At 69.0% G+C, this 24,687-nt stretch carries 27 protein-coding genes, 1 tRNA gene and 1 other RNA gene; 10 read left to right on the top strand and 19 right to left on the bottom strand.

The features are described 5' to 3' along the window. Positions 1–69: 69 nt before the first annotated feature. From AB3M90_RS04655 to AB3M90_RS04635, 5 genes are read left to right on the top strand one after another with little or no spacing between them, the layout of a single operon-like run. Positions 70–855, top strand: coding sequence for an IclR family transcriptional regulator (locus tag AB3M90_RS04655; protein ID WP_412950247.1), 786 nt, complete (start codon positions 70–72; stop codon positions 853–855). A gap of 44 nt (positions 856–899) precedes the next feature. Further along, positions 900–1,337, top strand: a complete 438-nt coding sequence (locus AB3M90_RS04650) for a MarR family winged helix-turn-helix transcriptional regulator (protein WP_412950246.1) — start codon at positions 900–902, stop codon at positions 1,335–1,337. Further along, the gene (locus AB3M90_RS04645) at positions 1,334–2,581 is read left to right on the top strand and encodes an MFS transporter (protein WP_412950245.1); all 1,248 of its coding nucleotides are present in this window, start codon (positions 1,334–1,336) and stop codon (positions 2,579–2,581) included. The genes AB3M90_RS04650 and AB3M90_RS04645 overlap by 4 nt, the downstream gene beginning before the upstream one ends. A gap of 43 nt (positions 2,582–2,624) precedes the next feature. Then, the gene (locus AB3M90_RS04640) at positions 2,625–3,107 is read left to right on the top strand and encodes a YbaK/EbsC family protein (protein ID WP_412950244.1); all 483 of its coding nucleotides are present in this window, start codon (positions 2,625–2,627) and stop codon (positions 3,105–3,107) included. 33 nt (positions 3,108–3,140) lie between these two features. Continuing rightward, positions 3,141–3,539, top strand: a complete 399-nt coding sequence (locus AB3M90_RS04635; RefSeq protein ID WP_412950243.1) for an arsenate reductase ArsC — start codon at positions 3,141–3,143, stop codon at positions 3,537–3,539. 59 nt (positions 3,540–3,598) lie between these two features. Here AB3M90_RS04635 and AB3M90_RS04630 read toward each other — a convergent pair. Beyond that, a tRNA-Lys gene (locus AB3M90_RS04630) sits at positions 3,599–3,674 on the bottom strand. 160 nt (positions 3,675–3,834) lie between these two features. On the opposite strand from AB3M90_RS04630, the gene AB3M90_RS04625 reads away from it, so the two are divergent. The 3 genes from AB3M90_RS04625 to AB3M90_RS04615 all read left to right on the top strand — a co-directional run bounded on the left by AB3M90_RS04625 (position 3,835) and on the right by AB3M90_RS04615 (position 5,465). After that, positions 3,835–4,629, top strand: a complete 795-nt coding sequence (locus AB3M90_RS04625) for an inositol monophosphatase family protein (protein WP_412951217.1) — start codon at positions 3,835–3,837, stop codon at positions 4,627–4,629. A gap of 14 nt (positions 4,630–4,643) precedes the next feature. Continuing rightward, positions 4,644–5,216, top strand: a complete 573-nt coding sequence (locus AB3M90_RS04620; RefSeq protein WP_412950242.1) for a hypothetical protein — start codon at positions 4,644–4,646, stop codon at positions 5,214–5,216. 75 nt (positions 5,217–5,291) lie between these two features. Then, entirely contained in the window at positions 5,292–5,465 is a 174-nt protein-coding gene (locus tag AB3M90_RS04615) for a hypothetical protein (protein WP_412950241.1), read from the top strand. An 82-nt stretch (positions 5,466–5,547) separates the two neighbouring features. Here AB3M90_RS04615 and ssrA read toward each other — a convergent pair. Further along, positions 5,548–5,917: a transfer-messenger RNA gene (gene ssrA, locus AB3M90_RS04610) on the bottom strand. A 140-nt stretch (positions 5,918–6,057) separates the two neighbouring features. On the opposite strand from ssrA, the gene AB3M90_RS04605 reads away from it, so the two are divergent. Next, positions 6,058–6,717: an SIMPL domain-containing protein gene (locus AB3M90_RS04605; RefSeq protein ID WP_412950239.1), complete on the top strand. Its 660-nt coding sequence runs from the start codon at positions 6,058–6,060 to the stop codon at positions 6,715–6,717. 20 nt (positions 6,718–6,737) lie between these two features. Here AB3M90_RS04605 and hflX read toward each other — a convergent pair whose 3' ends face one another. Next, positions 6,738–8,249 (bottom strand): GTPase HflX, encoded by a 1,512-nt coding sequence (gene hflX, locus AB3M90_RS04600; RefSeq protein WP_412950237.1) that lies wholly within the window; start codon positions 8,247–8,249, stop codon positions 6,738–6,740. A gap of 67 nt (positions 8,250–8,316) precedes the next feature. Between hflX and AB3M90_RS04595 the strand changes: the two genes are divergently transcribed. Then, positions 8,317–8,958, top strand: a complete 642-nt coding sequence (locus AB3M90_RS04595; protein WP_412950236.1) for a class I SAM-dependent methyltransferase — start codon at positions 8,317–8,319, stop codon at positions 8,956–8,958. A gap of 49 nt (positions 8,959–9,007) precedes the next feature. Here AB3M90_RS04595 and dapF read toward each other — a convergent pair whose 3' ends face one another. The 16 genes from dapF to AB3M90_RS04515 all read right to left on the bottom strand — a co-directional run bounded on the left by dapF (position 9,008) and on the right by AB3M90_RS04515 (position 24,619). After that, positions 9,008–9,880: a diaminopimelate epimerase gene (dapF, locus tag AB3M90_RS04590; protein WP_412950234.1), complete on the bottom strand. Its 873-nt coding sequence runs from the start codon at positions 9,878–9,880 to the stop codon at positions 9,008–9,010. Between the two features lie 44 nt (positions 9,881–9,924). Continuing rightward, on the bottom strand, positions 9,925–10,452 hold the full coding sequence (locus AB3M90_RS04585; protein ID WP_412950232.1) for a dihydrofolate reductase family protein: 528 nt from the start codon (positions 10,450–10,452) through the stop codon (positions 9,925–9,927). Positions 10,453–10,483: 31 nt separating this feature from the next. Further along, on the bottom strand, positions 10,484–11,404 hold the full coding sequence (gene miaA / locus AB3M90_RS04580) for a tRNA (adenosine(37)-N6)-dimethylallyltransferase MiaA (protein WP_412950231.1): 921 nt from the start codon (positions 11,402–11,404) through the stop codon (positions 10,484–10,486). Then, positions 11,401–12,948 (bottom strand): tRNA (N6-isopentenyl adenosine(37)-C2)-methylthiotransferase MiaB, encoded by a 1,548-nt coding sequence (gene miaB, locus AB3M90_RS04575; RefSeq protein WP_412950230.1) that lies wholly within the window; start codon positions 12,946–12,948, stop codon positions 11,401–11,403. The genes miaA and miaB overlap by 4 nt, the downstream gene beginning before the upstream one ends. Before the next feature lie 71 nt (positions 12,949–13,019). Continuing rightward, the gene (locus AB3M90_RS04570; RefSeq protein ID WP_412950229.1) at positions 13,020–13,925 is read right to left on the bottom strand and encodes a regulatory protein RecX; all 906 of its coding nucleotides are present in this window, start codon (positions 13,923–13,925) and stop codon (positions 13,020–13,022) included. Further along, positions 13,925–14,974, bottom strand: a complete 1,050-nt coding sequence (recA, locus tag AB3M90_RS04565) for a recombinase RecA (protein ID WP_412950228.1) — start codon at positions 14,972–14,974, stop codon at positions 13,925–13,927. Before recA ends, AB3M90_RS04570 begins: the two co-directional genes overlap by 1 nt. Positions 14,975–15,229: 255 nt before the next feature. Further along, positions 15,230–15,454: a DUF3046 domain-containing protein gene (locus tag AB3M90_RS04560; protein WP_412950227.1), complete on the bottom strand. Its 225-nt coding sequence runs from the start codon at positions 15,452–15,454 to the stop codon at positions 15,230–15,232. Positions 15,455–15,475: 21 nt separating this feature from the next. Beyond that, complete coding sequence (locus AB3M90_RS04555; protein ID WP_046014377.1) at positions 15,476–15,784, bottom strand: helix-turn-helix domain-containing protein; 309 nt, start codon at positions 15,782–15,784, stop codon at positions 15,476–15,478. Between the two features lie 141 nt (positions 15,785–15,925). Then, positions 15,926–16,414: a CinA family protein gene (locus tag AB3M90_RS04550; protein ID WP_412950224.1), complete on the bottom strand. Its 489-nt coding sequence runs from the start codon at positions 16,412–16,414 to the stop codon at positions 15,926–15,928. Then, positions 16,411–16,986, bottom strand: a complete 576-nt coding sequence (pgsA, locus tag AB3M90_RS04545) for a CDP-diacylglycerol--glycerol-3-phosphate 3-phosphatidyltransferase (RefSeq protein WP_412950223.1) — start codon at positions 16,984–16,986, stop codon at positions 16,411–16,413. The genes AB3M90_RS04550 and pgsA overlap by 4 nt, the downstream gene beginning before the upstream one ends. After that, the gene (locus AB3M90_RS04540; RefSeq protein ID WP_412950222.1) at positions 16,986–19,682 is read right to left on the bottom strand and encodes a DNA translocase FtsK; all 2,697 of its coding nucleotides are present in this window, start codon (positions 19,680–19,682) and stop codon (positions 16,986–16,988) included. Before AB3M90_RS04540 ends, pgsA begins: the two co-directional genes overlap by 1 nt. Positions 19,683–19,773: 91 nt before the next feature. Then, on the bottom strand, positions 19,774–21,450 hold the full coding sequence (locus tag AB3M90_RS04535) for a ribonuclease J (RefSeq protein WP_412950221.1): 1,677 nt from the start codon (positions 21,448–21,450) through the stop codon (positions 19,774–19,776). A gap of 53 nt (positions 21,451–21,503) precedes the next feature. Continuing rightward, positions 21,504–22,481: a 4-hydroxy-tetrahydrodipicolinate synthase gene (gene dapA, locus AB3M90_RS04530; protein ID WP_412950220.1), complete on the bottom strand. Its 978-nt coding sequence runs from the start codon at positions 22,479–22,481 to the stop codon at positions 21,504–21,506. A gap of 73 nt (positions 22,482–22,554) precedes the next feature. Then, on the bottom strand, positions 22,555–23,316 hold the full coding sequence (locus AB3M90_RS04525) for an SDR family NAD(P)-dependent oxidoreductase (RefSeq protein WP_412950219.1): 762 nt from the start codon (positions 23,314–23,316) through the stop codon (positions 22,555–22,557). Next, complete coding sequence (locus tag AB3M90_RS04520) at positions 23,316–23,789, bottom strand: dihydrofolate reductase (protein WP_412951216.1); 474 nt, start codon at positions 23,787–23,789, stop codon at positions 23,316–23,318. The genes AB3M90_RS04525 and AB3M90_RS04520 overlap by 1 nt, the downstream gene beginning before the upstream one ends. Positions 23,790–23,809: 20 nt before the next feature. Continuing rightward, complete coding sequence (locus AB3M90_RS04515; protein WP_412950218.1) at positions 23,810–24,619, bottom strand: thymidylate synthase; 810 nt, start codon at positions 24,617–24,619, stop codon at positions 23,810–23,812. Between the last annotated feature and the right edge of the window lie 68 nt (positions 24,620–24,687).

Raw genomic sequence — 24,687 nt, 5'->3', positions numbered from 1 at the left:
CCGCCCTCTCCGGGGCGTCCTCCATCCCGATCTTGCGATGTGGTCGCGGGCGGCGATAGCGTCCACATCATGGAATCCCCGCGCACGGTACCGGGTGCTCAGGCGGTCGCCCGCGCCGCCGGGCTGCTGCGACTCGTCACCGCAGCCGGCGTCGACGGGGCGGCACTGCACGAGCTGGCGCGCGACGCCGGTCTCTCCCGGTCGACGGCGCACCGCCTCCTGACCGCGCTCAGGGCCGAGGGACTCGTCGACCGCGACGACGAGAGCTCGCGCTGGATGCCCGGCCCCGAGCTCTTCCTCATGGGATCCGTCGCCGCGGCGCGCTACGACGTGACCGCGCTGGCACGTGACATCGTCCGGTCGTTGGCCGTCAAGACCGAGGAGAGCGCCTTCTTCTCCGTCCGCCGCGCCGACGAGACCGTGTGCCTGCTCCGCGAGGAGGGGGCGTTCCCGATCCGCTCGTTCGTGCTGAGTGAGGGCGTGCGGTTCCCCCTCGGCGTCGCCAGTGCCGGCCTGGCGATCCTCTCGTTCCTCCCCGACCACGATGTGGATGCGTATCTCGCTCGCCACCCCGAGCTCGAGGGCTCCTGGGGCCGCGCCCACGGCGCTTCGGCGCTGCGCACTCGGCTCGCCGAGACGAAGGAGCGGGGCTACGCCGTGAACCCGGGCCTGATCGTCGAGGGCAGCTGGGGCATCGGGGCGGCGGTCTTCGATCGCGCCGGCCGTCCGGAGTGGGCGCTGAGCCTGACGGGGGTCGAGTTCCGTTTCGGTCCGGATCGTCTGGCCGACCTCGGACGCACGCTCCTGGCGCACGCGCATCAGCTCTCGGCGCGCATCGCGAGCGCCCGTCGATAGCCGGTGCACCCTCGATACATACCATCGGGTATATACTTAGCGGTATGAATCGTCCCGATGTCATCGCCTCTCTGGTGCTCTCCGGGTACGCCCTGGGTCGCATCGCCGCCCAGGATGCCGGAAACGACGCTCCGGCGGCGCAGTGGCGGGTGCTCAGCCTCCTCGAACAGGCCGGACCGCAGCGGGTGGGCGCGCTCGCACACGCCGCCCGCACTACCCAACCCGGGATGACCCGTCTGCTCGGGAGCTTGGAGCGCGAGAAGCTGGTGCTCCGCTCCCCCGATCCCGACGACTCCCGCGCGACCGTCGTCCACGCGACACCCCTCGGATCCGAGACGCTGGCCGCCTGGCGCCGCGAGTTCCGCGAGACGCTGGCTCCTCGTTTCGACGACCTGAGCGAGGACGACTGGCACACCCTCTCACGCGCCGCCGAGATCCTCGCCGCGCACACCGCTTCCGATTCGACAGGAGACGCCCGATGACCACTCCCGCACGAACTTCTGGGTCGTCTTCTACGTCGGTGTGGAAGCAGCCCGCGCAGGTCTGGGCCGTCGCCTTCGCCTGCGTCGTCGCCTTCATGGGCATCGGCCTCGTCGACCCCATCCTCCCCGCGATCGCCGAATCGCTGGAGGCCAGTCCGGTCGAGACCGAACTGCTCTTCACCAGCTACCTGCTCGTGACCGGGCTCGCGATGCTCGTCACGAGCTGGATCTCCAGCCGCATCGGCGCCAAGGCGACCCTGCTCATCGGACTCGCCCTCGTCGTGGTCTTCTCCCTGCTGTGCGCCGTGAGCGGGAGCGTCGACGCGGTGATCGGCTTCCGCGCGGGCTGGGGACTCGGCAACGCGCTGTTCATCTCCACCGCCCTGGCGACGATCGTCGGCGCCGCGTCGGGCGGGAGCGGCACCGCCATCATCCTCTACGAGGCGGCGCTCGGTCTCGGGATCGCCGTGGGGCCGCTGCTGGGCGGCATCCTCGGCGAGCAGAGCTGGCGCGGCCCGTTCTTCGGCGTGGTCGCGCTGATGGCGATCGCCTTCGTGGCGGTGCTGATCCTGCTGCGCGGCCCGCGCGAGCAGCGGCATCCGGTCCCCTTCTCCGCCCCCTTCGCGGCCCTTCGTCGCCCTGCGCTGGCGATCCTCGCCGTCGCCGCGCTGTTCTACAACATCGGGTTCTTCGTGCTGCTGGCGTTCTCGCCCTTCCCGCTCGGGTTCGGAGCACTCGGCATCGGCTTCACCTTCTTCGGCTGGGGCGTCGCTCTCGCCGTCACCAGCGTGTGGGTGGCCCCTGTGCTGATGCGTCGGATGCCGCGCACGCGCGTCATCCTCATCGTCCTCCCGCTCCTGGCCGTCGACCTCGTGATCGCCGGCCTCGTCGTGAAGAGCGCCGGCGCTCTCGTGGCCTGCATCGTCGTCGGCGGGCTCCTTCTCGGCATCATGAACACCGTGCTCACCGAGGCGGTGATGGAGGCGACCGACCTCCCGCGTTCGGTCGCCTCGTCGGCCTACTCGGCGGTCCGCTTCCTCGGCGGCGCGATGGCCCCGCCGATCGCCGCGCTGCTGTGGCACGCGTTCAACGCCACCGTGCCCTATCTCTTCGCTGCCGTGTCGGTGCTGCTGGCGGCGGTCACCGTGCTGCTCGGACGCCGGGTTCTGGCCCACATCGACGATGAACCCGACGACGCGGCGACCGACGACGCCGCGGCCGTGCTGATCGGCGACGCGGCCTGAGCTCCTTCGACGCGGTGAGTCACGGCTCCGATACGGTGGAGCGATGACCGACCATCTGTCGCTCCCCGAGCGCAGTCAGGCCGTGCACCGGGCGCTCTCCGAGCGTGGCGTCGACGCCGACATCCGTGTGCTGCCCGATTCCGCCCGTACGGCACCGGAAGCCGCCGCCGCGATCGGATGCGACGTCGCAGCGATCGCCAACAGCCTCGTCTTCGTCGCCGACGGCGAGCCGGTGCTGGTGATGACCAGTGGAGGACACCGGGCCGACCCGTCGGTGGTCGCGGCGGCGATCGGCGCCGTCGAGGTGGGTATGGCGCCGGCATCCGTGGTTCGCGCCTCGACGGGACAGGCGATCGGCGGGGTCGCGCCGGTCGGTCACCCTTCGCCTCTTCGCACCTTCGTCGACGAGTCGCTGCAGCGCTACGACGAGATCTGGACGGCGGCCGGTCATCCGCATACCGTGATGCCGATGACTTTCGACGACCTGTGCCGTATCACCGACGGCCGTGTGATCGGCGTCGCGTGACGCTCCGGCCCTGAAGCACGAGAAGGAACCGAGATGTCCGAGACCCCGACCGTCCTGTTCGTCTGCGTCCACAACGCGGGGCGCTCGCAGATGGCCGCCGGATACCTGCGAGAGCTCGCGGGAGACCGGGTGCGTGTTCTCTCCGCAGGGAGCGAACCCGCCGACCGGATCAACCCCGCCGCGGTCGCCGTCATGGCCGAGGAGGGGATCGACATCACCGCGCAGGCGCCCCGAGTCCTCACCACGGAGAACGTGCGTGCGTCTGACGTGGTCGTCACGATGGGATGCGGCGACGCCTGTCCGATCTTCCCCGGCAAGCGCTACGAGGATTGGGAGCTGGCCGACCCAGCAGGCCAGGGCATCGATGCCGTGCGGGTCATCCGAGACGAGATCAAGGCGCGCGTCGAGGAACTGCTGGAACAGCTGACCTGACGTGGCTCGCAACGAAGAAGACCCGGCCAGGACCTGCGTCCTGACCGAGTCTTTCTGTGTGGTGCACCCCCAGGGACTTGAACCCTGAACCCACTGATTAAGAGTCAGTTGCTCTGCCGATTGAGCTAGAGGTGCGTGGGCCGGGATCAACCCGACCGAGGAATTACACTACCAGCCGGTGGCCATCACGCGAAATCGAGTCGGTCCCGGGCGTGGCCGACCGTGAGACCACAGCCACCTTGGCCAAACGACCCTCTGGGCGCGCGGAACGGCCGACTATTCTGGGACGGTGACCATCCCCGCCCTCCGTGCAGAGCGCCTGCAGCGCGATCTCGAGCTCGCTCTCCGCCTGGCCGACGCGGCCGACGCGCAGTCGCTCCCCCGCTTCGACGCGGCCGACCTCGAGATCTCGACGAAGGCCGACCGATCCCACGTCACAGACGCCGACCTCGCCACCGAGCGGGCGATCCGCGGCATCCTCGAGGTCGAGCGCCCCGAAGACGGGATCTTCGGCGAGGAGTACGGCGCCCAGGGCAGCACGGAGCGTCAATGGATCATCGATCCGATCGACGGCACGGCCAACTTCCTCCGCGGCGTGCCGCTGTGGGGCACGATGATCGCCCTCGCGATCGACGGGGTGCCGCAGGTCGGGGTCGTCAGCATGCCGGCTCTCGGGCGGCGCTGGTGGGCATCCGCCGGATCGGGCGCCTGGACGGCGACGGATGCCGCGCCGCGACAGCTGCAGACCTCGCAGGTCGCCACGCTCGACGACGCGAGCGTGAGCTTCCAGAGCCTCGGGCAGTGGACCGGTGCAGGACAGCGTGACGCACTCCTCGCCCTCGCCGACCGTGTCTGGCGCGACCGGGCCTACGGAGACGTCTACGCCTACATGCTGCTGGCGGAAGGACGCATCGACATGGTCGCGGAGTTCGACGTCAAGGAGTACGACATCGCCGCGGCGGTGGCGATCGTGCGCGAGGCCGGCGGACGGATGACCTCCTTCGACGGCGAGGAGACGATCTCCGCCCGCTCGACGCTCGCCACCAACGGCATCCTGCACGACGACTTCCTGTCGCTTCTCCAGGCCTAACCGACCGAGGCCCCATGTTCCGCCGCATCACGTCCGCCTCCGTCGGCAGCATCCTCGCGCTCGCCGTGCTGACCGCCTGCGCCGGAGCGCCCCACGCCCCGTCGGCGACACCGACTCGCGCGCCGGCGTCGGCCGATCCCGCGCCGACCGTCGCTCCGGTGGCGACACCGGCGCCTACCGCCACGGCGGAGGAGATCTCCTGCGAGTCGTTGATCTCGGCCGGCACGGTCGAAGCCCTGACCGACGCCGGCTGGACGGCACAGCCGAAAGAGTTCGTGGTCGGCGACGTCGAGCTGACCGAGGGGCTCCTGTGCTTCTGGGCCGACTACTCCGTCGGTTCGGATCACGGACAGCTCTACGGCTGGTCGACGATCACCGCGGATGAGACGACGCGGGCTCAGTCCGCCCTGCTGGAGAGCGGCTGGCGGCGCGAGGAGAGCGCGGAGGGCACCTACTTCACCGAGGATCCGCAGTACTCCATGGGCACCGACGACGAGGGGTACGGCATGACGTATCTGTTCTCCGACGGCTGGGTGAAGCTGGCCGACACCAAGCAGGGCCTGGTCCTCATCGAGTGGACGGGCTGAGCCCATGTCAAGGCGCTGTGCGCGGCGCACCGGCCGCGCCAGTGTGAACACGCAAGACGACGAAAGGAAAGTCGCATGAGCTCCGACAGCGACCGCAACGACATCAGCACCGAGCCCTCGCCGGCTCCCGGCGACGGTGACAATCTCGGTGCCGAGGAACGCAAGGGGACCCCGCCGACCGTGCCGCCGTCGAAGGGCGACGGCGGAGAGGCCGGAGACGTCGAGGCCGAGGAGCCCGACGCCGACTGACGCCACGGCATTCCTCGTGTGAACGCAGAAACCCCCTGACACCTCGTGAGATGTCAGGGGGTTTCCGTTCGCGACAGCGACCTGGTGGAGCTGGGGGGAATCGAACCCCCGTCCAACGCTGATAATCCACGCCTTCTCCGGGCGCAGTCTGTGGAGACGTTCTGCTCGGCTCCGACCTTTGTCACAGACACCTAAGTCGACGAGCCCGGCCTGGGAAGAGTCCCACGTGACGTCCAGACGCCGTCACGCAGCAAGATTCCTCAATGACGCCAGGATCCATGCCGGAATCACACATGGTCTGACGGACTATCGGGCTCGCTTAGGCAGCGAGGGCGAAGTCGTTGCGCTTGGTTTCGGCAACTATTTTTTTGCAGAGAGCGTTTACGAGATAACTCTGCATCCTCGGCCCGCTTCTCGTGGATACACAGGCGCTGTCGAAACCGATCAGCCCCGTGGTCCTTCTCTCGAAGGAGCCGCTGTCGCACTGTGGAGTTGTTCCTCTCGGATGAGAACACCCGAGCATCACAGACTACAACGTTGCGGAGGCGTTCGCCATTCCATCGGTGGCCGGATCTCGGCGTAGAGTCGCGGCATGAGCGATGTCACCATCACCGTCCGCGGCGAGCACGAGGCGCGGATCATGCCCGAACTCGCCACGATCCGCCTGAGCGTGCGCACCGAGGGTTCCGAACGGGCGTCGGTCGTCGCGCGGGCGATGCACCTCGCCGACCCGGTGCGCGCGAGCCTGACGGAGAGAGCGGATGCCGGCGAGCTGAGCGATTGGAGCAGCAAGAACCTGTCTGTGCGGGCTGAGCGCCCCTGGAACCATGAGGGCAAGCGCCTCGCACCGGTGTATTACGCCGCCATCGACTTCACCGCCACGTTCGCCGCCGCCGGCGAGCTCTCGGTCTGGGTGTCGGATATCTCGTCATGGGACGGCGTGGAGGTCGGCGCCGTCGATTGGCATGTGACGCCGGCGACCGCGGCTCGTATCGAAGGCGAGGTCGCAGCTCACGCCGTCGGCGTCGCGGTGGCGCGCGCGGAGACCTACGCCCGGGCGCTCGGCCTCGGTCAGGTGATGCCGGTCGAGATCGCCGACGCGGGTCTCATCTCCGACGCATCGCCGAGCACGCCGCCGATGCTGAAGGCTCGCGCCGTCACCTTCTCCGCGGATGCGGCGCCGGCGATGCAGTACGAGCCGGAGGAGATCGTCATCGCGGCGACCGTCGAGGGCCGCTTCCTCGCCCGCTGAGCGCCGGTCGAGCGCGTCTCTCAGTCGCGGACGGTGAAGGGGGCGAGGTCGGCGGCAAGGCGCTCTGAGACGCGCGCGTGCACGGCGGTGCCGTCTTCGCGGTGATCCACCGACAACAGCATCCCCGTCTCGTGGATCGCGGCGATCAGATCGCCCCTGTCATAGGGGACCACCGCGTTCACCTCGACCGCCGGTCGCGGCAGGGCCTCCTCGATCGCCGCGCGCAGCTCGGCGATCCCCTCCCCCGACCGCGACGAGACGAAGTGCGCCTGGGGCTGAAGCCCACGGAGCACGAGACGCTCGTCCGCGTCAATGAGGTCGGCCTTGTTGAAGACCACGATCTCGGGCAGGTCACGCGCACCCACGTCGCCCATCACGTCGCGGACCGTCTGCAGCTGACCGGCGGGGTCGGGGTGCGAGCCGTCGACCACGTGCAGGACGACATCTGCCTCGGCGACCTCTTCGAGAGTCGAGCGGAAGGCCTCGACGAGCTGATGCGGGAGATTGCGCACGAACCCGACGGTGTCGGTGATCGTGTACACGCGGCCGTCTTCGGTCTCGGAGCGGCGCACCGTCGCATCGAGCGTCGCGAACAGCGCGTTCTCGACCAGGACGCCCGCACTCGTGAGCGCGTTGAGCAGGCTCGACTTGCCCGCGTTGGTGTAGCCGGCGATCGCGACCGAAGGGATCGTGTTCCTCTTGCGCTCTGCCCGCTTGGCCTCGCGCGCCGGGCCGAAGTCGCGGATCTGCCGGCGCAGGAGAGCCATCTTGGTCCGGATGCGGCGGCGGTCGAGCTCGATCTTCGTCTCACCCGGACCGCGGGAGCCCATTCCGGCGCCGCCCGCACCGACCTGGCCACCGGCCTGACGGCTCATCGACTCGCCCCAGCCGCGCAGACGCGGAAGCAGGTACTCGAGCTGCGCGAGCTCGACCTGCGCCTTGCCCTCGCGGCTCTTCGCATGCTGGCTGAAGATGTCGAGGATCACCGTCGTCCGATCGATGACCTTCACCTTGACGACGTCTTCCAGCGCTCGGCGCTGACTCGGCGCCAGCTCGGTGTCGGCGATCACCGTATCGGCGCCCACCGCCGCCACGATGTCCTTGAGCTCCTGCGCCTTGCCGCGACCGAGGTAGGTGGCCGCGTCGGGGTGCGGTCGCCGCTGCAGCACGCCGTCGAGCACGACCGCTCCCGCCGTCTCGGCGAGGGCGGCGAGCTCGCGCAGCGAGTTCTCCGCGTCTTCCTGAGCACCCTGCGGGTAGACGCCCACCAGGACGACGTTCTCCAGGCGCAACTGCCGGTACTCGACCTCGGTGACGTCTTCGAGCTCGGTCGACAGACCGCCGACGCGGCGCAGCGCGTGACGATCCTCGAGATCCCACTGCTCGCCGTCGGTCGTGGAATGGGCGGCTGTCGCGTCGTCCTGCAGCGCCTGCGCGGCGCCGAACACGCGCACTTCCGAGCGCTTGTCGGCGTTCGCGAGCACGCGGTCGAGCGCCTCGTCGTCGGTGGAGTGGGTGGTGGTCTCCGTCATCCGTTCCTGATCTCTGGTTTCGTTGCGAGCCTTAACCTTAGCCCGGGAGGTCCGGTACGCTCACCGTATGGGGACCGATCACTATTTCACTGCGGCCCCGGCAAGCCCCGAGAACCTGCGGTCGATCCGAGTGATCCTCGCAGGTCGAGAGCGAGACGTCACCACGGCGGGCGGCGTCTTCAGCCCCGATCGGCTCGATGCCGGCACTGCAGTGCTTCTCGCCAACATGCCCCCGGTACCTCCGGGAGGGAACCTCCTCGACCTCGGAAGCGGCTGGGGCCCCATCAGTCTCTCCATGGCCCTGGCCGCTCCGCACGCGACCGTCTGGGCGGTCGACGTCAATGAGCGGGCTCTCGACCTCGTCCGCCGCAATGCTGCGGCTCTCGGCCTCACCAATGTCAACGCGGCACTGCCCGACGATGTTCCCGCCGACGTGACCTTTCGCACCATCCGCTCCAACCCGCCCATCCGCGTCGGCAAGAACGAGCTGCACGGCCTGCTGGAACGCTGGATCCCCCGGCTCGACGAGCGCAGCGACGCGTGGCTCGTGGTGCAGCGCAATCTGGGTGCCGACTCGCTGCAGCGCTGGATCGGCGCGACGTTCCAGCCGGGCTACAGCGTGTACCGCACCGCGACGGGCAAGGGTTACCGCATCCTCAAGGTGCGCAAGCACGGCACTCCGCCCACCGAGCCCATCGCCGTCGGCTGAGGCTCACGGAGACCCCACCTCCGCACGACGACCCCGCCTCCGCACGACCTCAGACGAGCTCGACGTCTCCCTGGAACACGAGCTGGGCGGGACCGGACAGCCCGACGTGCTCACCGTCCTCCGCGGGGAACATGCGCACGCCGAGCGTGCCTCCCGGCACCTCGACCTGCCAGTTGTCAGGAGCCTGAGCGCCTGCCCAGTACCGCACCGCCAGTGCCGTCGCCGCGATGCCCGTGCCGCAGCTCAGCGTCTCGCCGACGCCGCGTTCGAAGACGCGCATGCGGACGTGCCCGATGCCGTCGCGCACGAGCGGCTCGCCCGGAACGACGAATTCGATGTTCGCCCCCTGAGCGGGCGCGGGATCGAGGTCGGGTGCGCGGTGCAGCTCGACGGACGTCAGCTCCGCTTCGGATGCGAGGGCGACGACCACATGCGGATTGCCGACGTCGATGCCGAGACCGGGGCGCGTGACGGGCAGCCCGTCGACGCGCACCAGTGGTTCGCCCCCGGCGAGCTTCCAGGGGCCGAGGTCGACCTGATAGCCCGTCGCGCTGCGCGTGACGTCGCGCACGCCGGCCCGCGTTCCGATCGGCAGGGTCGCCCCGTGATCGATGGTGGCCATGCCGGAGCGCAGCAGATAGTGCGCGAAGACACGGATGCCGTTGCCGCACATCTCGGCGATCGACCCGTCGGCGTTCCGGTAGTCCATGAACCACTCGGCTTCCGGCTCCTCCGCCAGAGCGGCGGCGCCCTCGACGATGGCGGTGGATCGCACGACGCGCAGCACGCCGTCGGCACCGATGCCGAAGTGCCGGTCGCAGAGCACGGCGACCTGTTCAGCGGTCAGTTCGAGCTCGCCATCGGGATCGGCGATGATGATGAAGTCGTTGCCGGTGCCGTGTCCCTTGGTGAATGCGACCATGAGCCCAGTCTAGGGATGCGCGGCGGAGCGCCCGACCGAACGGGTCAGTCGCGCACCACGCGATAACGGCCGCAGAGGAAGTCTCGATTCCGGGCGACGTCGAGCAGCTCGAGGTCGAGCGCGCGCGGCAGCAGAGGCGCCCCCGCACCGAGGGTGACCGGCGCGTACTGCACCCAGACCTCGTCGAGCAGGCCGACGTCGGCGAACTGGCCGGCGAGGTCTCCGCCGCCCACGATCCAGACGTCCTTCTCGCCGGCCGCATCGACCATCTCGGCATGGACCGCGGCGATCTCGCCCTGTGTCAGCCGGATGTCGGCGCCCGTCGGAACGTCGAGGGATCGATGGGTGAAGACCCAGGTGGGCTGGGTGTAGGACCAGCGCCGGCCGTCGTGCCGCATCACCCACTCGAAGGTCGACGCGCCCATGGCAAGGGCGCCGATCGTGCGCTCGAACTCCTGATACGCCATCGGACCGTCGGGGTCGACATCTCGCTTGAGCAGCCAGTCGAGCGAGTGGTCGGTGGTGGCGATGAATCCGTCGAGACTCGAGGCCGTGAAATAGTGCGTCGTCATCCCCACAGCGTGCCAGGGGCCGCCGACATCGTCACGTCAGGTCGTCGAGGAAGAGTCCGGTCTCGGCCGGCGGGCGGAGCCATTCGATCTCGGCGTACCGCGCGAACCACGAGACCTGACGCCGGGCGTAACGGCGGGTCAGCGCCTGCGTCTCGGCGATGGCCTCGGCCCGGGTGAGCCGCCCGTCGAGCTGGCCGAGGGCCTGGGCGTACCCGATGGCTCGACCGGCCGTTCCTCCCTCTTCGAGTCCGTCCCGGCGGAGAGCGGCGACCTCGTCGACGATTCCCTGCTCCCACATGCGCTCGACGCGGGCATCGAGCCTTTCGACGAGCTCGTCGCGCTCGACCCGCAGACCGATCACGCGGGTCCGCGGATGCCACAGTGCGGGACGGTCCGGAAGCGCGGCACCGTGGGTGGCACTCCCCTGTTCCAGCACCTCCAGCGCGCGGATCACCCGTCGGACGTTGCGGGGATCGATCTTCGAGGCCGTCGCCGGATCGACGCGGCGCAGTCTGTCGAGGAGCGGCGCGGGTCCCCCGGTCTCGAGTTCGCTCTCGAGACGCTCGCGCACCGCCGGATCGCGGGGCGGGAACCGGAAGTCGTACACGACGCTCGAGACGTAGAGACCGGAGCCTCCGACGAGGATGGCGTCGGCGCCTCGCCCCTGGATCTCCTCGATCGCGGCGCGCGCCCGCGGCTGATACCAGGCGACAGCCGCCTCCTGCCGGACGTCGCACACGTCGAGCAGATGGTGCGGGATGCCGCGACGCTCGGCCACGGAGAGCTTCGCCGTTCCGATGTCCATGCCGCGATACAGCTGCATGGCGTCGGCGTTGACGATCTCGGCAGACCCTCCGCTCGCTCGGAGGGAGTCGGCGAGATCGAGGGCGAAGTCGCTCTTGCCCGTCCCGGTCGCGCCGACGACGGCCCAGAGCCGGGGCCGATCGCTCACACGCCGACGCGGAGCGTGGGAAGCCCGAGCGACACGGCGCGCGGAGCACCCTCGGTGCTGGGCGTCGGCACGGCACACGCCTCGGACTGCGCCCGGTCCCAGGCGTCTCCGCCGCGCGTACGACGGATGCGCAGCGGCGCACCGGTCGGGTCATCGGCGAGGAGGTGAAAGGGAGCCGCGTGCGTCACGGTGACCGTGACGACGTCTCCGGGCCGCGGAAGCTCCGACCCCGGGGTCACCTCGAAGTGCACCAGTCGGTTGTCCTGCCCGCGGCCGGTGAGCCGGTGCGTCGTCGCATCTTTCTTGCCCTCACCGGTCGACACCAGCACCTCGATCTCGCGACCGACCTGCTTCTGGTTCTCCTCCAGCGAGATCCGCTCCTGCAGGGCGATGAGCCGGTCGTATCGCGCCTGGACGACCTCCTTGGGCACCTGGTCGTCCATCGTGGCGGCGGGCGTACCCTCGCGAATGGAGTACTGGAAGGTGAAGGCTCCGGCGAAACGCGCCTTCTCGACGACACGCATCGTGTCTTCGAAGTCGTCCTCGGTCTCACCCGGGAAGCCCACGATGATGTCGGTGGTGATGGCCGCGTGCGGGATGCGCTCGCGCACCCGGTCGAGTATTCCGAGGAACCGCTCACTGCGATACGAGCGCCGCATCGCCTTGAGGATGCGGTCGCTGCCGGACTGCAGCGGCATGTGCAGCTGCGGCATCACGCTGGGAGTCTCAGCCATCGCGTCGATCACGTCGTCGGTGAAGGCGGCGGGATGCGGGCTGGTGAACCGGATGCGCTCCAGACCGTCGATGGCGCCTGCGGCACGCAGAAGCTTCCCGAAGGCCTGCCGATCGCCGAACTCGACGCCGTAGGAGTTCACGTTCTGTCCGAGCAGGGTGACCTCGATCGCTCCGTCGTCGACCAGCAGACGGATCTCATTGAGGATGTCACCGGGACGGCGGTCCTTCTCCTTGCCCCGGAGGCTCGGCACGATGCAGAAGGTGCACGTGTTGTTGCAGCCGACCGAGATCGACACCCAGCCGCTGTGCGCCGAGTCCCGCTTGGTGGGGAGAGTGGACGGGAAGACCTCGAGCGACTCGAGAATCTCGAGTTCGGCGTCGCCGTTGTGTCGCGCGCGCTCGAGCAGACCGGGCAGCGAGCCCATGTTGTGCGTGCCGAACACCACGTCGACCCAGGGAGCCTTGTCGAGCACGGCCTGCTTGTCCATCTGGGCGAGGCATCCGCCCACGGCGATCTGCATCCCGGACTTGCGTCGCTTGACGGCGGCGAGATGCCCGAGAGTGCCGTAGAGCTTTCCCGCCGCGTTGTCGCGGACCGCGCAGGTGTTGATGATCACGACATCGGCCTCGCTGCCCGCGGCGGCACGCACGTAGCCGGCGCTCTCGAGGGAGCCGGAGAGGCGCTCGGAGTCGTGGACGTTCATCTGGCACCCGAAGGTGCGCACTTCGTAGGATCGCTGACGGCCGTCGACGTCGACGGCCGCCGACGACGCACGGATGATCGTCGGCTCGCTGCGGGGGATAGTCATGGTGCTCCCATTCTACGAGCGCTTCCCACGGCGGGGAGCCGGGCGCCTCAGTCGGGCGCTCAGTCGGGCGCTCAGTCGGAGTCGACGAAGCGCACCCCGCTGGAGGTGCCGCCGCCGGACGTGCCGCCGTTCGCCTCGCGCAGCGCCTCCTTCGCGGCCTGCATCGCCACGGCTCCGCCGTACCCGCGACGGGACAGCTGTCCGACGAGACGGCGCAGCGCCGTGTCGCCATCGAGTCGGCTCAGAGATCGCGCCTTCGAACGCGCGTAGTCCAGAGCGCGCTCCGCATCGTCGTCGGGAAGCGTGTCGAGGGCCGCGTCGATCACCTCGCGCGGAATGCCTCGCTGCGACAGGGCGCGGGACAGCGCGACACGCCCCTGTCCCTTCCGCTCGACGCCCGAGGTCACGAGCAGTTCGGCGAGAACGGCGTCGTCGAGGTACCGGAGTCGGACGAAGTCGTCGATCACATCGTCGACACCGGCGGCATCGAGGTCGTGACCCTTGAGGACGAGTCGTGCCTCGGCGATCGAGAGCGACTTCGTTCGGAGCTTGCGCAGGAGGGCCTCTTCGGCCGCGGCTCGGATCTCGTCGGACGATCGCTCGTCGACGGTGACGCCGTCCGCGATCGGCGCGACGGACGCCTGCGGATCCCGCAACGCGCGGAGCTTCGGGGTCGCACTGCTCCCCGATGCCGACGTCTCGTTCCGCCCTCCGGCGCCACCTCGCGCGGGATGACGGTCGCTCGGTGTGCGGCCGTCACGCAGGTCGTCGAGCGGAGCAGGGCCCGCGGGTGAACTCCACGTCGACCTCCACAGGCCGGCGTCTCCGGTTCGCTTCGGCACGATGCTCTCGGCCCGATCCGGATCAGCGACCGATGGAGGCGCGTCACCTCCGGTCGGCCCCGCTGCGGGCTTCCGGCCGAAGAGAGGGATGATGGGGGCGATCCGCTCGGGATCGCCCCGACGGGAATCGCTCATCAGGCCTGGCGACGCTCGGCGAGCTCGTCGGCAGCCGCAGGGGCCGTCACCGCGGCGCCGATGCCGAGCTTCTGCTTGATCTGGCTCTCGATCGCCAATGCGATGTCGGCGTTGTTGAGCAGGAATGTCCGCGCGTTCTCCTTGCCCTGACCGAGCTGGTCGCCGTCGTAGGTGTACCACGATCCGGACTTCTTCACGATGCCGTGCTCCACACCGAAGTCGATGAGACTGCCTTCGCGCGAGATTCCGACTCCGTAGAGGATGTCGAACTCCGCCTGCTTGAAGGGCGGCGCCATCTTGTTCTTGACGACCTTCACCCGGGTGCGGTTTCCCACCGCGTCGGTGCCGTCTTTCAGTGTCTCGATCCGCCGGATGTCCATCCGGACCGAGGCGTAGAACTTCAGCGCCTTACCGCCGGCCGTGGTCTCGGGCGAGCCGAAGAAGACACCGATCTTCTCGCGGAGCTGGTTGATGAAGATCATCGTGGTGTTGGTCTGGTTGAGACCACCGGTCAGCTTTCGCAGAGCCTGCGACATGAGGCGCGCCTGGAGGCCGACGTGGGAGTCGCCCATCTCGCCTTCGATCTCGGCACGGGGCACAAGGGCTGCGACCGAGTCGATGACGATGAGGTCGATGGCCCCGGAGCGCACGAGCATGTCCGCGATCTCGAGCGCCTGCTCACCGGTGTCGGGCTGCGAGACGAGGAGGGCGTCGATGTCGACCCCGAGCTTCGCGGCGTAATCGGGATCGAGGGCGTGCTCGGCGTCGATGAACGCCGCGATCCCGCCGGCGCGCTGGGCGTTGGCGATCGCGTGCAGCGTGAGAGTCGTCTTACCCGAGGACTCCGGGCCGTAGATCTCCACGATTCGTCCGCGCGGGAGTCCGCCCACACCGAGGGCGACGTCGAGGGCGATGGAGCCGGTGGGGATGACCGCCACGGGGGCGCGCTCGTCGCTGCCCAGCCGCATGACGGAGCCCTTGCCGAACTGACGGTCGATCTGAGCGAGTGCGGTCTCGAGAGACTTCTCGCGGTCGGCGGGTGATGGCATTTCCTGCTCCTTCTGCTCGCGTGATGCCGCCTGTAGGCTGCCGCGGCGCTTCCGAATGGGAACAACTCTCCGACAAGGCGTATGGCTCTGGGCCTGTCTTCACCGTAGAAGGAGCCACCGACATTGCGTCGGGAACTCGAGGAACTGTGCGAGATGAAGGCTCGGGAACCACTTGTGCAGAAGACTACGCTCGTTTCGAACACATCTTCGATGACACGCCGGAGGATCGCGGAATGAGGGGACGAAGACGACGGTTCAGCGGCGGCGCGGTTCCTGGCGCCCGACCCCGTGACGCCGACTCTCCGGGACATCCATCTCTGCGCACAGCGCCAGCCAGATGTCGCGCGGCGGCATCCCCTCAGCCAGGGCTTCCACCGCGGTGCGGTTTCCGAGAGCCCCGAGCACGAGGTCGTTCACCAGCGACGAGGCGCGGGCCTGGAACTCCGTATCGACAGCACGGAGGAACTCACTGCGACGCATCGTCTCTGCGGGCGCCGCGGGTCAGCGCAGCGAGAGCTCGGGCTCGATCGATGCCACGAGGTCGTCCGGAACGACATCCGGGAACACCTGGATGCCCTCGAGAACGGAGATGCGGTCTCCGACTTCCCGCATGATGGTCGAAATGGGAACGTCGAGCGCGTCCGCGACCGAGGCGAGGATCTCGCTCGACGCCTCTTTCTGGCCCCGCTCGACCTCGCTGAGATAACCCAGCGCGACCGACGCCTTGCTCGCGACCTGCCGGAGGGTACGGCCCTTCTGCAGGCGGAAGTCCCTCAGCACATCGCCGATTTCCTGTCGTACAAGAATCATCGGAACCTCCTCCCCGTTCGGTTCGTCGGGGTCGCCCCCGTCGACAAAGCCAGTCTAGTCCCGCTGGCCTGCACAGAATCTACCCCTGCACTCTGTGGTTTGAATGTGAGCACATCGAGAACAACCTCGACGCACCGTCGGTTATTCCGCCAGCGTCTCGAGCAGCGCGTCGAGCACCGCGTCGACCGTCCGGGCGCGTATCGCCGCCCGGTCTCCTTCGAGGTGCAACTCTCTCGTCTTCGATGCCGCCGCCGATACCACGCCGACATGGACGGTGCCCGCCGGGACGCCGCCGTGCGCCCCTGGCCCGGCGACCCCGGTCGTCGATATCCCGACGTCGGCGTCTCGGCCGTCGACGCCCACGGCCCGACGGACGCCTGTGGCCATCTGAAGAGCCACAGCGGGATGCACCGGCCCCTGACGTGCGAGGAGCTCGGCGTCGACACCCAGGACCGAGTGCTTGAGCGGGGTCGCGTAGGCGACGATTCCCCCCAGCAGGACCTCTGACGCACCGGGGACCGACACGAGCTCGGCGCAGACCGCGCCCCCGGTGAGCGATTCGGCCACTCCGAGGGTCCAGCCGCGCTCGCGCAGCGCCTCGATCACCGCCGCGGCGCGCGATCCGTTCACGACGACCGCCGCGAGCCCCGGACCTGCGCGACGACGTAGTCGATGCCGCTGGCGACCGTGAGCACGAGGACGACGATCATCAGCACGGCGGTGATCGCGGTCCAGACATCGAGGCCGATGAGCGCGTTCAGCGGCAGCAGCGCCCAACCGAGGGCCACACCCTGGACCGCGGTCTTGATCTTCCCCATCCACGCCGCCGCGACGACGTGCTCGCGCGCGACGAGGAGTCGGTGCACGGTGATGCCCCACTCCCGGATCAGGATCACGACGACGATCAGCCAGCCGACCTCGCCGAGGATGGCCAGTCCGAGGAACCCCGCGCCGGTGAGCAGCTTGTCGGCGATGGGGTCCCAGAGCTTGCCGAAGTCGCTGACGATGTCGTACCGACGCGCGAGGTATCCGTCGACCCAGTCGGTGGAGATCGCGACGATGAACAGGATCGCCGCCGTCCAGCGCAGCCCGGACGCGTCCTCGCCGTAGCGGCCGCCGAGGAGGAGGACGACGAAGAAGACCACCGCGAGAGGGATGCGGGCGACGGTGATCGCGTTCGGCAGCTGCCGCGGGATGGCCATCAGTCGCGACCCGTCAGTCCCCAGGCGTCTTCGTCGCCCTCGCCCTCGACCACCGGAAGGCCCTCGTACTGCGCCTCGATCGGGTCGCGGGGCGGCGCGGGCGCAGCCGCCGGCTGCGACGGCGCCGCGGGGACGTCTTCGCCACGCAGCTTCGCCATGACCTGCGGCAGCTGCTCGGCGGTCGCGAGCACGTCGCGCGCCTTCGACCCCTCTGAGGGGCCGACGATCTCCCGGGATTCGAGTAGATCCATGAGGCGACCGGCCTTGGCGAATCCGACCCGCAACTTGCGCTGCAGCATCGAGGTCGAGCCGAACTGCGACGAGATGATGAGCTCGGCAGCCGCGAGCAGCAGCTCGAGGTCGTCTCCGATGTCCTCGTCGACCTCCTTCTTCTTGCTCGGCTCCAGGGCCTCCTGCACGTCGGGGCGGTAGTCGGGCCGCGCCTGTCGCGTCACGTGCTTGACGACGGCGTCGATCTCCTTCTCGTCGACCCATGCGCCCTGCAGGCGGAACGGCTTGGACGACCCCATGGGCGAGAACAGCGCGTCTCCCTGCCCGATCAGCTTGTCGGCGCCCGGGCTGTCGAGGATGACGCGGCTGTCCGTGACGCTGGTCACGGCGAACGCGAGACGCGAGGGCACGTTCGCCTTGATCAGACCGGTCACGACATCGACGCTCGGACGCTGCGTGGCCAGCACCAGGTGGATGCCGGAGGCGCGCGCGAGCTGCGTGATGCGCACGATGGAATCCTCGACGTCGCGCGGGGCGACCATCATGAGATCCGCCAGCTCGTCGACGACCACCAGGAGGTAGGGGTAGGGCTTGAGGACGCGCTCGCTGCCCACCGGAACCTCGACCTCGCCCGCGCGGACCGCTCGGTTGAAGTCGTCGATGTGACGGAAGCCGAACGATGCGAGGTCGTCGTACCGCATGTCCATCTCCTTCACGACCCACTGCAGCGCCTCGGCCGCCTTCTTCGGGTTCGTGATGATGGGGGTGATGAGGTGGGGGACGCCGGCGTAGCTGGTCAGCTCCACCCGCTTCGGATCGATGAGCACCATCCGCACGTCGGAGGGACGCGCGCGCATGAGCAGGCTCGTGATCATCGAGTTGACGAAGCTCGACTTTCCCGAGCCCGTCGAACCGGCGACGAGCAGGTGGGGCATCTTCGCCAGGTTGGCGATCACAATGTTCCCGCCGACGTCCTTGCCCACTCCGATCGTCATCGGGTGCGTGCTCTTCTGCGCCGCCGGCGACCGCAGCACGTCGCCCAGGGCGACCATCTCTTTGTCGGCGTTGGGGATCTCGATGCCGATGGCGCTCTTGCCCGGGATGGGCGACAGGATGCGGACGTCGTTCGAGGCGACGGCGTAGGCGAAGTTGTTGCTCAGCTGGAGGATCTTCTCGACCTTGACGCCGTGGCCGACCTCGACCTCGTACTGGGTGACCGTCGGTCCGCGAGAGAAGCCCGTGACCTTCGCATCGACCTTGAACTGCGTGAGAACGCTGGTGATCTGCTCGATGACCCGATCGGTCGCCTCCGACCGCATGACGGGAGGCGGGCCCTCGACCAGCAGCCCCGGCGAGGGGAGCACGTACGGCGCCACCGGCGCCTGCGGACCGCGCTCCCCCGGCCCGTCGGTGCCGAAGCCGTCGAGACCCGGCAGCTCGGGCATCTCGCCCGTGTCGGACTCGTCGTCGAGGAGCGCGGTGGCCTGCTGCTCGGCCAGCGAGTCGGTCACCGAGCGGACGTCGGTCAGGACCTCGGTCGCGGCGTCGTAGGCGTTCTCGACGACGACGGCCTGATCGTACGCCGGTGTCGGCTCCGACGTGGTGAGCAGGGCCGTGATGTCGTCCGAGCCGAGCGTGCCCTCGTCGGGGTCTTCCTCGCGACCCGACTTGTTCCGCCGCCACCAGGGCAGCACGTCGGGGTCGTCGACCTTGTCGGCGTCGTCGACCGCGTCGGCGTCCTTGGCCGGCTTCTCCGGCCGCTCCGCATCGAACATCCAGGCGTAGAGGTCGCCGAGTCGCGCCCCGATGCGGTTCGGCGGGGTCTTCGTGAGGATCAGGATCGCGAGGGCGGCCAGGAGGGAGAGCACCGCGTAGGCGGGGATGTCGGTCAGGTAGGTGAGCGGCTGGCCCAGCATCCAGCCGAACAGGCCGCCGGACTCGCTGAGCGCCAGCATGCCCTCCCGGGGCTGCGGACGCGCGCCGGCGACGTGGCAGAAGCCGGCGAGGGCCAGGATGAACAGACCGAAGCCGATGCCGATGCGACCGTTGTCGTGCACGGATGACGGATGCCGGAACAGCCACCCGGCGAGCAGCAGGAGCAGCACCGGCATGACGAACGCGATGCGCCCCACCAGCATCCCGACCGAAGAGGCGCTGATGTTCGCCGCGACCTCGTTGCCGATGAAGAACCACTCGTTCACGGCCCCCGCCACGGCGAGCAGCACCAGCAGGAACGGGAAGCCGTCGCGGCGATCGTCCTTCTCGAGGGTCTCGGGTCCGAACGCGCGGAACAGCCCGCCGACCGCGTGCGCGAGACCGATCCAGGCCCGCGCGGCGAGCGGCGGCTTGTCCTGCTCGTCGATGTACTTCTTGGGGGCGGGCTGGGCCTTGGGAGCCGTCTGCCGCTTCGGGCGCGACGGGGCGCCGGTCGACGCACGCTCGGTCTTCGTGGAACTCCTGGCCATGCTCTCACGTTACGACGAGCCACCGACGATTCCGCGCAATGACGCGGCAGTGCGCCGATCCCGCCACCGGAACCCGCCTCGTCGGCGGGGGTCAGGCCTCGATGACGAGCGGCACGATCATGGGGCGCCGACGCAGCTTCTGGTTGACCCAGCGACCGATCGTGCGTCGGATGACCTGCGAGAGCGCGTGCGTGTCGCGCACGCCGTTGCCCGCCGCCTCTTTGAGGGCTGCGACGATCTTCGGCGACACGTCGTCGAAGACCGAGTCGTCTTCGGCGACGCCGCGCGCATGGATCTCGGGTCCGGAGATGATCCGCCCCGTGCCGGCATCCACCACGACGATGACCGAGATGAACCCCTCCTCACCCAGGATCCGCCGGTCCTTGAGGTCGGCGTCGGTGATCTCGCCCACCGTCGATCCGTCGACGTACACGAATCCGAGGTCGAGCTGCCCGGCCACCCGGGCGACGCCGCCGACGAGATCGATCACGGTGCCGTTCGAGGCGATGATGGTGTTGGCCTCGGCGATCCCCGTGTCCTGCGCGAGCTTCGCGTTCGCGATGAGATGGCGGTACTCGCCGTGCACGGGCAGCACGTTCTTGGGCTTGAGGATGTTGTAGCAGTAGAGCAGCTCGCCCGCCGCCGCATGGCCCGACACGTGCACCTTGGCGTTCGCCTTGTGCACCACGTTCGCCCCGAGCTTGGTGAGTCCGTCGATGACGCGGTAGACGGCGTTCTCGTTGCCCGGGATCAGGCTGGAGGCGAGGATCACGGTGTCGCCCTCGCTCACCTCGATCGCGTGGTCGAGATTGGCCATCCGGCTGAGCACCGCCATCGGCTCGCCCTGCGACCCGGTCGACATGTAGACGATCTGGTCGTCGGGGAGGTCGCGCGCCTTCTTGTAGTCGATGAGCACGCCCGCGGGGACCTTGAGGTACCCCAGCTGCTCGGCGATCGTCATGTTGCGCACCATGCTGCGGCCGAGGAAGGCGACGCGGCGGCCGTGGGCGTGGGCGGCGTCGATGACCTGCTGCACACGGTGGACGTGGCTCGAGAAGCTGGCCACGATGACGCGGCGCGGCGCCTTGCCGATCACCTGGTCGAGGACCGGGCCGATCGAGCGCTCGGTCGGCGTGAAGCCGGGCACGTCGGCGTTGGTCGAGTCGACCAGGAACAGATCGACTCCCTCCTCCCCCAGACGCGAGAAGGCGCGCAGATCGGTGATCCGCCCGTCGAGCGGCAGCTGGTCCATCTTGAAGTCGCCGGTGGCGAGCACCATGCCGGCCGGGGTGCGGATCGCCACGGCGAGAGCATCCGGGATCGAGTGGTTCACGGCGACGAACTCGAGGTCGAACGGACCGACCCGCTCCTGCTGCCCCTCGGTCACCGTGAGCGTGAACGCCTTGATCCGGTGCTCCTTGAGCTTGGCCTCGACGAGGGCGAGCGTGAGACCGGACCCGATCAGCGGGATGTCGCTCTTCAGCCGCAGCAGATACGGCACCGCGCCGATGTGGTCCTCGTGTCCGTGGGTGAGCACGACGCCCACGATGTCGTCGAGGCGGTCGCGGATCGGCTCGAAGTCGGGAAGGATCAGGTCGACGCCCGGCTGGTGCTCCTCGGGGAACAGCACGCCGCAGTCGACGATGAGGATCTTGCCGTCGAACTCGAACATCGTCATGTTCCGGCCGATCTCTCCGAGACCGCCGATGGGGATGACGCGCAGCGTTCCGGCGTCGAGAGCGGAGGGTTCGGACAGGGGGATCGACATGCTGTCTCCTCAGTCGGACACGCGGCGCGTCCGGTCGTTCGTGGCGACGCGGATCAGCGCGTCGTGCCGTGCACCTTGGGCAGGGCCCCGCCCGCTGCCGCATTGCGGTCGGGTCGGAAGTTCGAGAAATCGGCGCCGGGAACACCGTCGACGAGGTCGAGCTCGTCTTCGATGAGCGCCGCCTCCCACTCCTCCGGTCCGACCAGCGGCAGGCGCACACGCGGACTCGAGATGCGGCCGAGGCCGTGCAGGATGTACTTCGCCGCGACGGTGCCGGGCACATGGGTCATCACGGCGCGCACGAGCGGCTCGAGCCGCTGATGCTCGGCCGTCGCCGTGGCGAGGTCGCCGGCGTTGACCGCGTCGACGATCGCCCGGTAGGGCGCGGCGGCGACGTTGGCGGTGACCCCGATCAATCCCGCGGCGCCGATCGACAGGTGCGGGAGCACGTTGGCGTCGTCGCCGGAGAAGTACATCAGGTCGGTCTGGTTCAGCACCCGACTGACCTCGGAGAAGTCGCCCTTGGCGTCTTTCACGGCCAGGATGTTCGGGTGCTTGGCGAGACGCAGGATGGTCTCGTACTTGATCGGCACCCCCGTGCGCCCCGGGATGTCGTAGAGGATGACCGGGAGGTCAGTGGCGTCCGCGACCAGCCGGAAGTGCGTCAGGATGCCGGCCTGGGTCGGCTTGTTGTAGTAGGGCGTGACGATCATGATGCCGTCGGCGCCGGCCTTCTCGCTGGCCTTGTACAGCTCGATGGCGTGGGCGGTCTCGTTCGACCCGCCACCGGTGATGATCTTCGCGCGACCTCCGGAGACCGACTTGCCGACCTCCACCAGCTTCAGCTTCTCGGGGTCCGTCAGGGTCGAGGTCTCGCCGGTCGTTCCCGTCACGACGATGCCGTCCGCTCCCGCGGTGATCACGTCATCGATGTGCTTCTCGACGGCGGGCCAGTCGACTTCGCCGTCGGCGGTCATGGGGGTGACCAGCGCGACGAGAACCTGTCCGAAGGGGTTGCCCGAGTGCGTCATGCCACCAGCGTATCGGTCCCGCGCCGCTCACACCGACGTGGTGACGCGCCGGAACCGGACGATCCGCCCCCGGTCACACCCGGCCGCGCCGGGCGACGCCCGACGTGACCGAATCCGGGAGGAGGCGGGTGAGGGCGACGACCGCCTTGTACCTCAGCGACGGGATCGACACGGCCTTTCCGCGAGCGGCATCGCGCAGCCCTTCGCGCACCACGTCGCGGGCATCGAGCCACAGGATCGCGGGCACGCCCTCCTCCCCGGCGGCCAGCCCCATGCGCTCGTGGAAGGAGGTGTGCGTGAAGCCGGGGCACACCGCCGTCACCGTCACGCCGTCGCGGGCGTACTCGCGGTTCGCCCAGCGGCTGAAGCCGATCAGCCAGGCCTTGCAGGCGGAGTAGGTCGAGCGTGAGATGAACCCGGCGACCGAGGCGACGTTGATGATGCGACCGCCGCGACCGCGCATGGTCTGCAGCGCGGCATGCATCAGCCGCATCGACGCCTCGACGTGCACGCGCAGATGACGCACCTCGTCGTCGATGTCGTTGTCGGCGAACTGCAGCGGCAGTCCGAAGCCGGCGTTGTTCACCAGGAGGTCGACGGGATCGGCGGCGTCGCGCAGGCGACCGGCGACCGTCTCGACACCCCGATCGTCGGCGAGATCGGCGACCACCACCTCGACGGCGATCCCGTATTCGCTCCGCAGATCGCGGGCCAGCGTGTTCAGCGCGTCCTCGGATCTCGCGACCAGGACGAGGTCGGCTCGCCGACGGGCGAGCTGGCGAGCGAACTCGGCGCCGAGTCCGGCGCTCGCTCCCGTGATGAGTGCCGTGGGCATCAGCGCTCGTACCCGAGGAAGCGGTAGCGGATGCCGGTGCGCGAGGTCTGCCACTCTCCTTCGTCGACGAGGCGCCATCCGGCGGTGGAGGGGGCGAACGCGTCGCCATCGACCTCGAGATCGAGTTCCGTCACCTCGAGCCGGTCCGCATCGCCGATCACCTGGCGGAAGATCTCGGCGCCGCCGATGATCCAGACCCGGTCCCTGCCCCGCACGGCCTCGGCGACCGTGGCCGCCCGACGCGCGCCCTCGGCCGTCCAGTCCTGCTGACGGGTGACGACGATGTTCTCCCGCCCTTCGAGAGGACGGAACCGCTCAGGGAGCGAATCCCAGGTCTTGCGGCCCATCACCACGGGAGAGCCGAGCGTGACCTCCCTGAAGTGCGCGAGGTCCTCGGGAACGTACCAGGGCATTCCGCCCGCGGCTCCGATCACGCCGTCGCGCGCCTCGGCCCAGATGAGGCCGACCATCATCCCTCCGACCTGAGCGCCGCTCACACCGCCACCGCCGCGCGGATCGGAGCGTGGTGCTGGTAGTCCTCCACGACGAAGTCCTCGTAGCGGTAGTCGAGGATCGACGCGGGGGTGCGGGCGAAGCGCAGCGTCGGGTAGGCGTAGGGTTCGCGGCCGAGCTGCTCGCGCACCTGCTCGAGGTGGTTGTCGTAGATGTGGCAGTCGCCCCCGGTCCACACGAAGTCGCCGGGCTCGAGACCCGTCTGCTGCGCGATCATCATCGTCAGCAGGGCGTAGGAGGCGATGTTGAACGGCACGCCGAGGAACATGTCGGCGCTGCGCTGATACAGCTGACAGGACAACCGGCCGTCGGCCACGTAGAACTGGAACAGCGCGTGGCACGGCGCGAGGGCCATGTCGGGGATGTCGGCCGGGTTCCACGCCGAGACGATCAGGCGGCGCGAGTCGGGTGTCCGTCGGATCTGGTCGACCACCTCCGAGAGCTGGTCGATGCTCTTCCCCTCCGGCGCGGGCCATGAACGCCACTGCACGCCGTACACGGGCCCGAGGTCGCCCTCGGCATCGGCCCATTCGTCCCAGATGGTGACGCCGTTCTCCTGCAGCCACCGCACGTTCGAATCACCGCGCAGGAACCACAGCAGCTCGTAGGCGATCGACTTGAAGTGCACGCGCTTGGTGGTGATCAACGGGAACCCCTTCGACAGATCGAAGCGGATCTGTCGGCCGAAGACGCTCGTGGTGCCCGTTCCCGTCCGATCGGACTTGTGGGTGCCGTTCTCCAGCACATCGCGGAGCAGATCTTCGTACGGTGTCGGAACGGCTGCGCTCATGGGAGCCACGATACCGCCCCGGCTCCGGCGGCGGGCGGAGCGCGGCGCGTGGCCGCCGGCCGTCATGC

The sequence above is a fragment of the Microbacterium martis genome (genome assembly GCF_047246685.1).
Classification (GTDB): Bacteria; Actinomycetota; Actinomycetes; order Actinomycetales; family Microbacteriaceae; genus Microbacterium.
This window is presented reverse-complemented; position numbering and strand designations above follow the sequence as displayed.

Excerpts from the sequence above, each read along its gene's own strand:
- AB3M90_RS04535 (WP_412950221.1), bottom strand. The coding sequence starts at position 21,450 with ATGTCGATCCCCCTGTCCGAACCCTCCGCTCTCGACGCCGGAACGCTG.
- recA (WP_412950228.1), bottom strand. The coding sequence starts at position 14,974 with ATGCCATCACCCGCCGACCGCGAGAAGTCTCTCGAGACCGCACTCGCT.
- AB3M90_RS04605 (WP_412950239.1), top strand. The coding sequence starts at position 6,058 with ATGAGCGATGTCACCATCACCGTCCGCGGCGAGCACGAGGCGCGGATC.
- AB3M90_RS04595 (WP_412950236.1), top strand. The coding sequence starts at position 8,317 with ATGGGGACCGATCACTATTTCACTGCGGCCCCGGCAAGCCCCGAGAAC.
- AB3M90_RS04645 (WP_412950245.1), top strand. The coding sequence starts at position 1,334 with ATGACCACTCCCGCACGAACTTCTGGGTCGTCTTCTACGTCGGTGTGG.
- AB3M90_RS04540 (WP_412950222.1), bottom strand. The coding sequence starts at position 19,682 with ATGGCCAGGAGTTCCACGAAGACCGAGCGTGCGTCGACCGGCGCCCCG.
- AB3M90_RS04525 (WP_412950219.1), bottom strand. The coding sequence starts at position 23,316 with ATGCCCACGGCACTCATCACGGGAGCGAGCGCCGGACTCGGCGCCGAG.
- AB3M90_RS04560 (WP_412950227.1), bottom strand. The coding sequence starts at position 15,454 with ATGCGTCGCAGTGAGTTCCTCCGTGCTGTCGATACGGAGTTCCAGGCC.
- AB3M90_RS04585 (WP_412950232.1), bottom strand. The coding sequence starts at position 10,452 with ATGACGACGCACTATTTCACGGCCTCGAGTCTCGACGGATTCATCGCC.
- AB3M90_RS04520 (WP_412951216.1), bottom strand. The coding sequence starts at position 23,789 with ATGATGGTCGGCCTCATCTGGGCCGAGGCGCGCGACGGCGTGATCGGA.
- AB3M90_RS04555 (WP_046014377.1), bottom strand. The coding sequence starts at position 15,784 with ATGATTCTTGTACGACAGGAAATCGGCGATGTGCTGAGGGACTTCCGC.
- AB3M90_RS04635 (WP_412950243.1), top strand. The coding sequence starts at position 3,141 with ATGTCCGAGACCCCGACCGTCCTGTTCGTCTGCGTCCACAACGCGGGG.
- AB3M90_RS04655 (WP_412950247.1), top strand. The coding sequence starts at position 70 with ATGGAATCCCCGCGCACGGTACCGGGTGCTCAGGCGGTCGCCCGCGCC.
- hflX (WP_412950237.1), bottom strand. The coding sequence starts at position 8,249 with ATGACGGAGACCACCACCCACTCCACCGACGACGAGGCGCTCGACCGC.
- AB3M90_RS04515 (WP_412950218.1), bottom strand. The coding sequence starts at position 24,619 with ATGAGCGCAGCCGTTCCGACACCGTACGAAGATCTGCTCCGCGATGTG.
- pgsA (WP_412950223.1), bottom strand. The coding sequence starts at position 16,986 with ATGGCCATCCCGCGGCAGCTGCCGAACGCGATCACCGTCGCCCGCATC.
- dapA (WP_412950220.1), bottom strand. The coding sequence starts at position 22,481 with ATGACGCACTCGGGCAACCCCTTCGGACAGGTTCTCGTCGCGCTGGTC.
- AB3M90_RS04615 (WP_412950241.1), top strand. The coding sequence starts at position 5,292 with ATGAGCTCCGACAGCGACCGCAACGACATCAGCACCGAGCCCTCGCCG.
- AB3M90_RS04650 (WP_412950246.1), top strand. The coding sequence starts at position 900 with ATGAATCGTCCCGATGTCATCGCCTCTCTGGTGCTCTCCGGGTACGCC.
- AB3M90_RS04570 (WP_412950229.1), bottom strand. The coding sequence starts at position 13,925 with ATGAGCGATTCCCGTCGGGGCGATCCCGAGCGGATCGCCCCCATCATC.
- AB3M90_RS04620 (WP_412950242.1), top strand. The coding sequence starts at position 4,644 with ATGTTCCGCCGCATCACGTCCGCCTCCGTCGGCAGCATCCTCGCGCTC.
- miaB (WP_412950230.1), bottom strand. The coding sequence starts at position 12,948 with ATGACTATCCCCCGCAGCGAGCCGACGATCATCCGTGCGTCGTCGGCG.
- dapF (WP_412950234.1), bottom strand. The coding sequence starts at position 9,880 with ATGGTCGCATTCACCAAGGGACACGGCACCGGCAACGACTTCATCATC.
- AB3M90_RS04640 (WP_412950244.1), top strand. The coding sequence starts at position 2,625 with ATGACCGACCATCTGTCGCTCCCCGAGCGCAGTCAGGCCGTGCACCGG.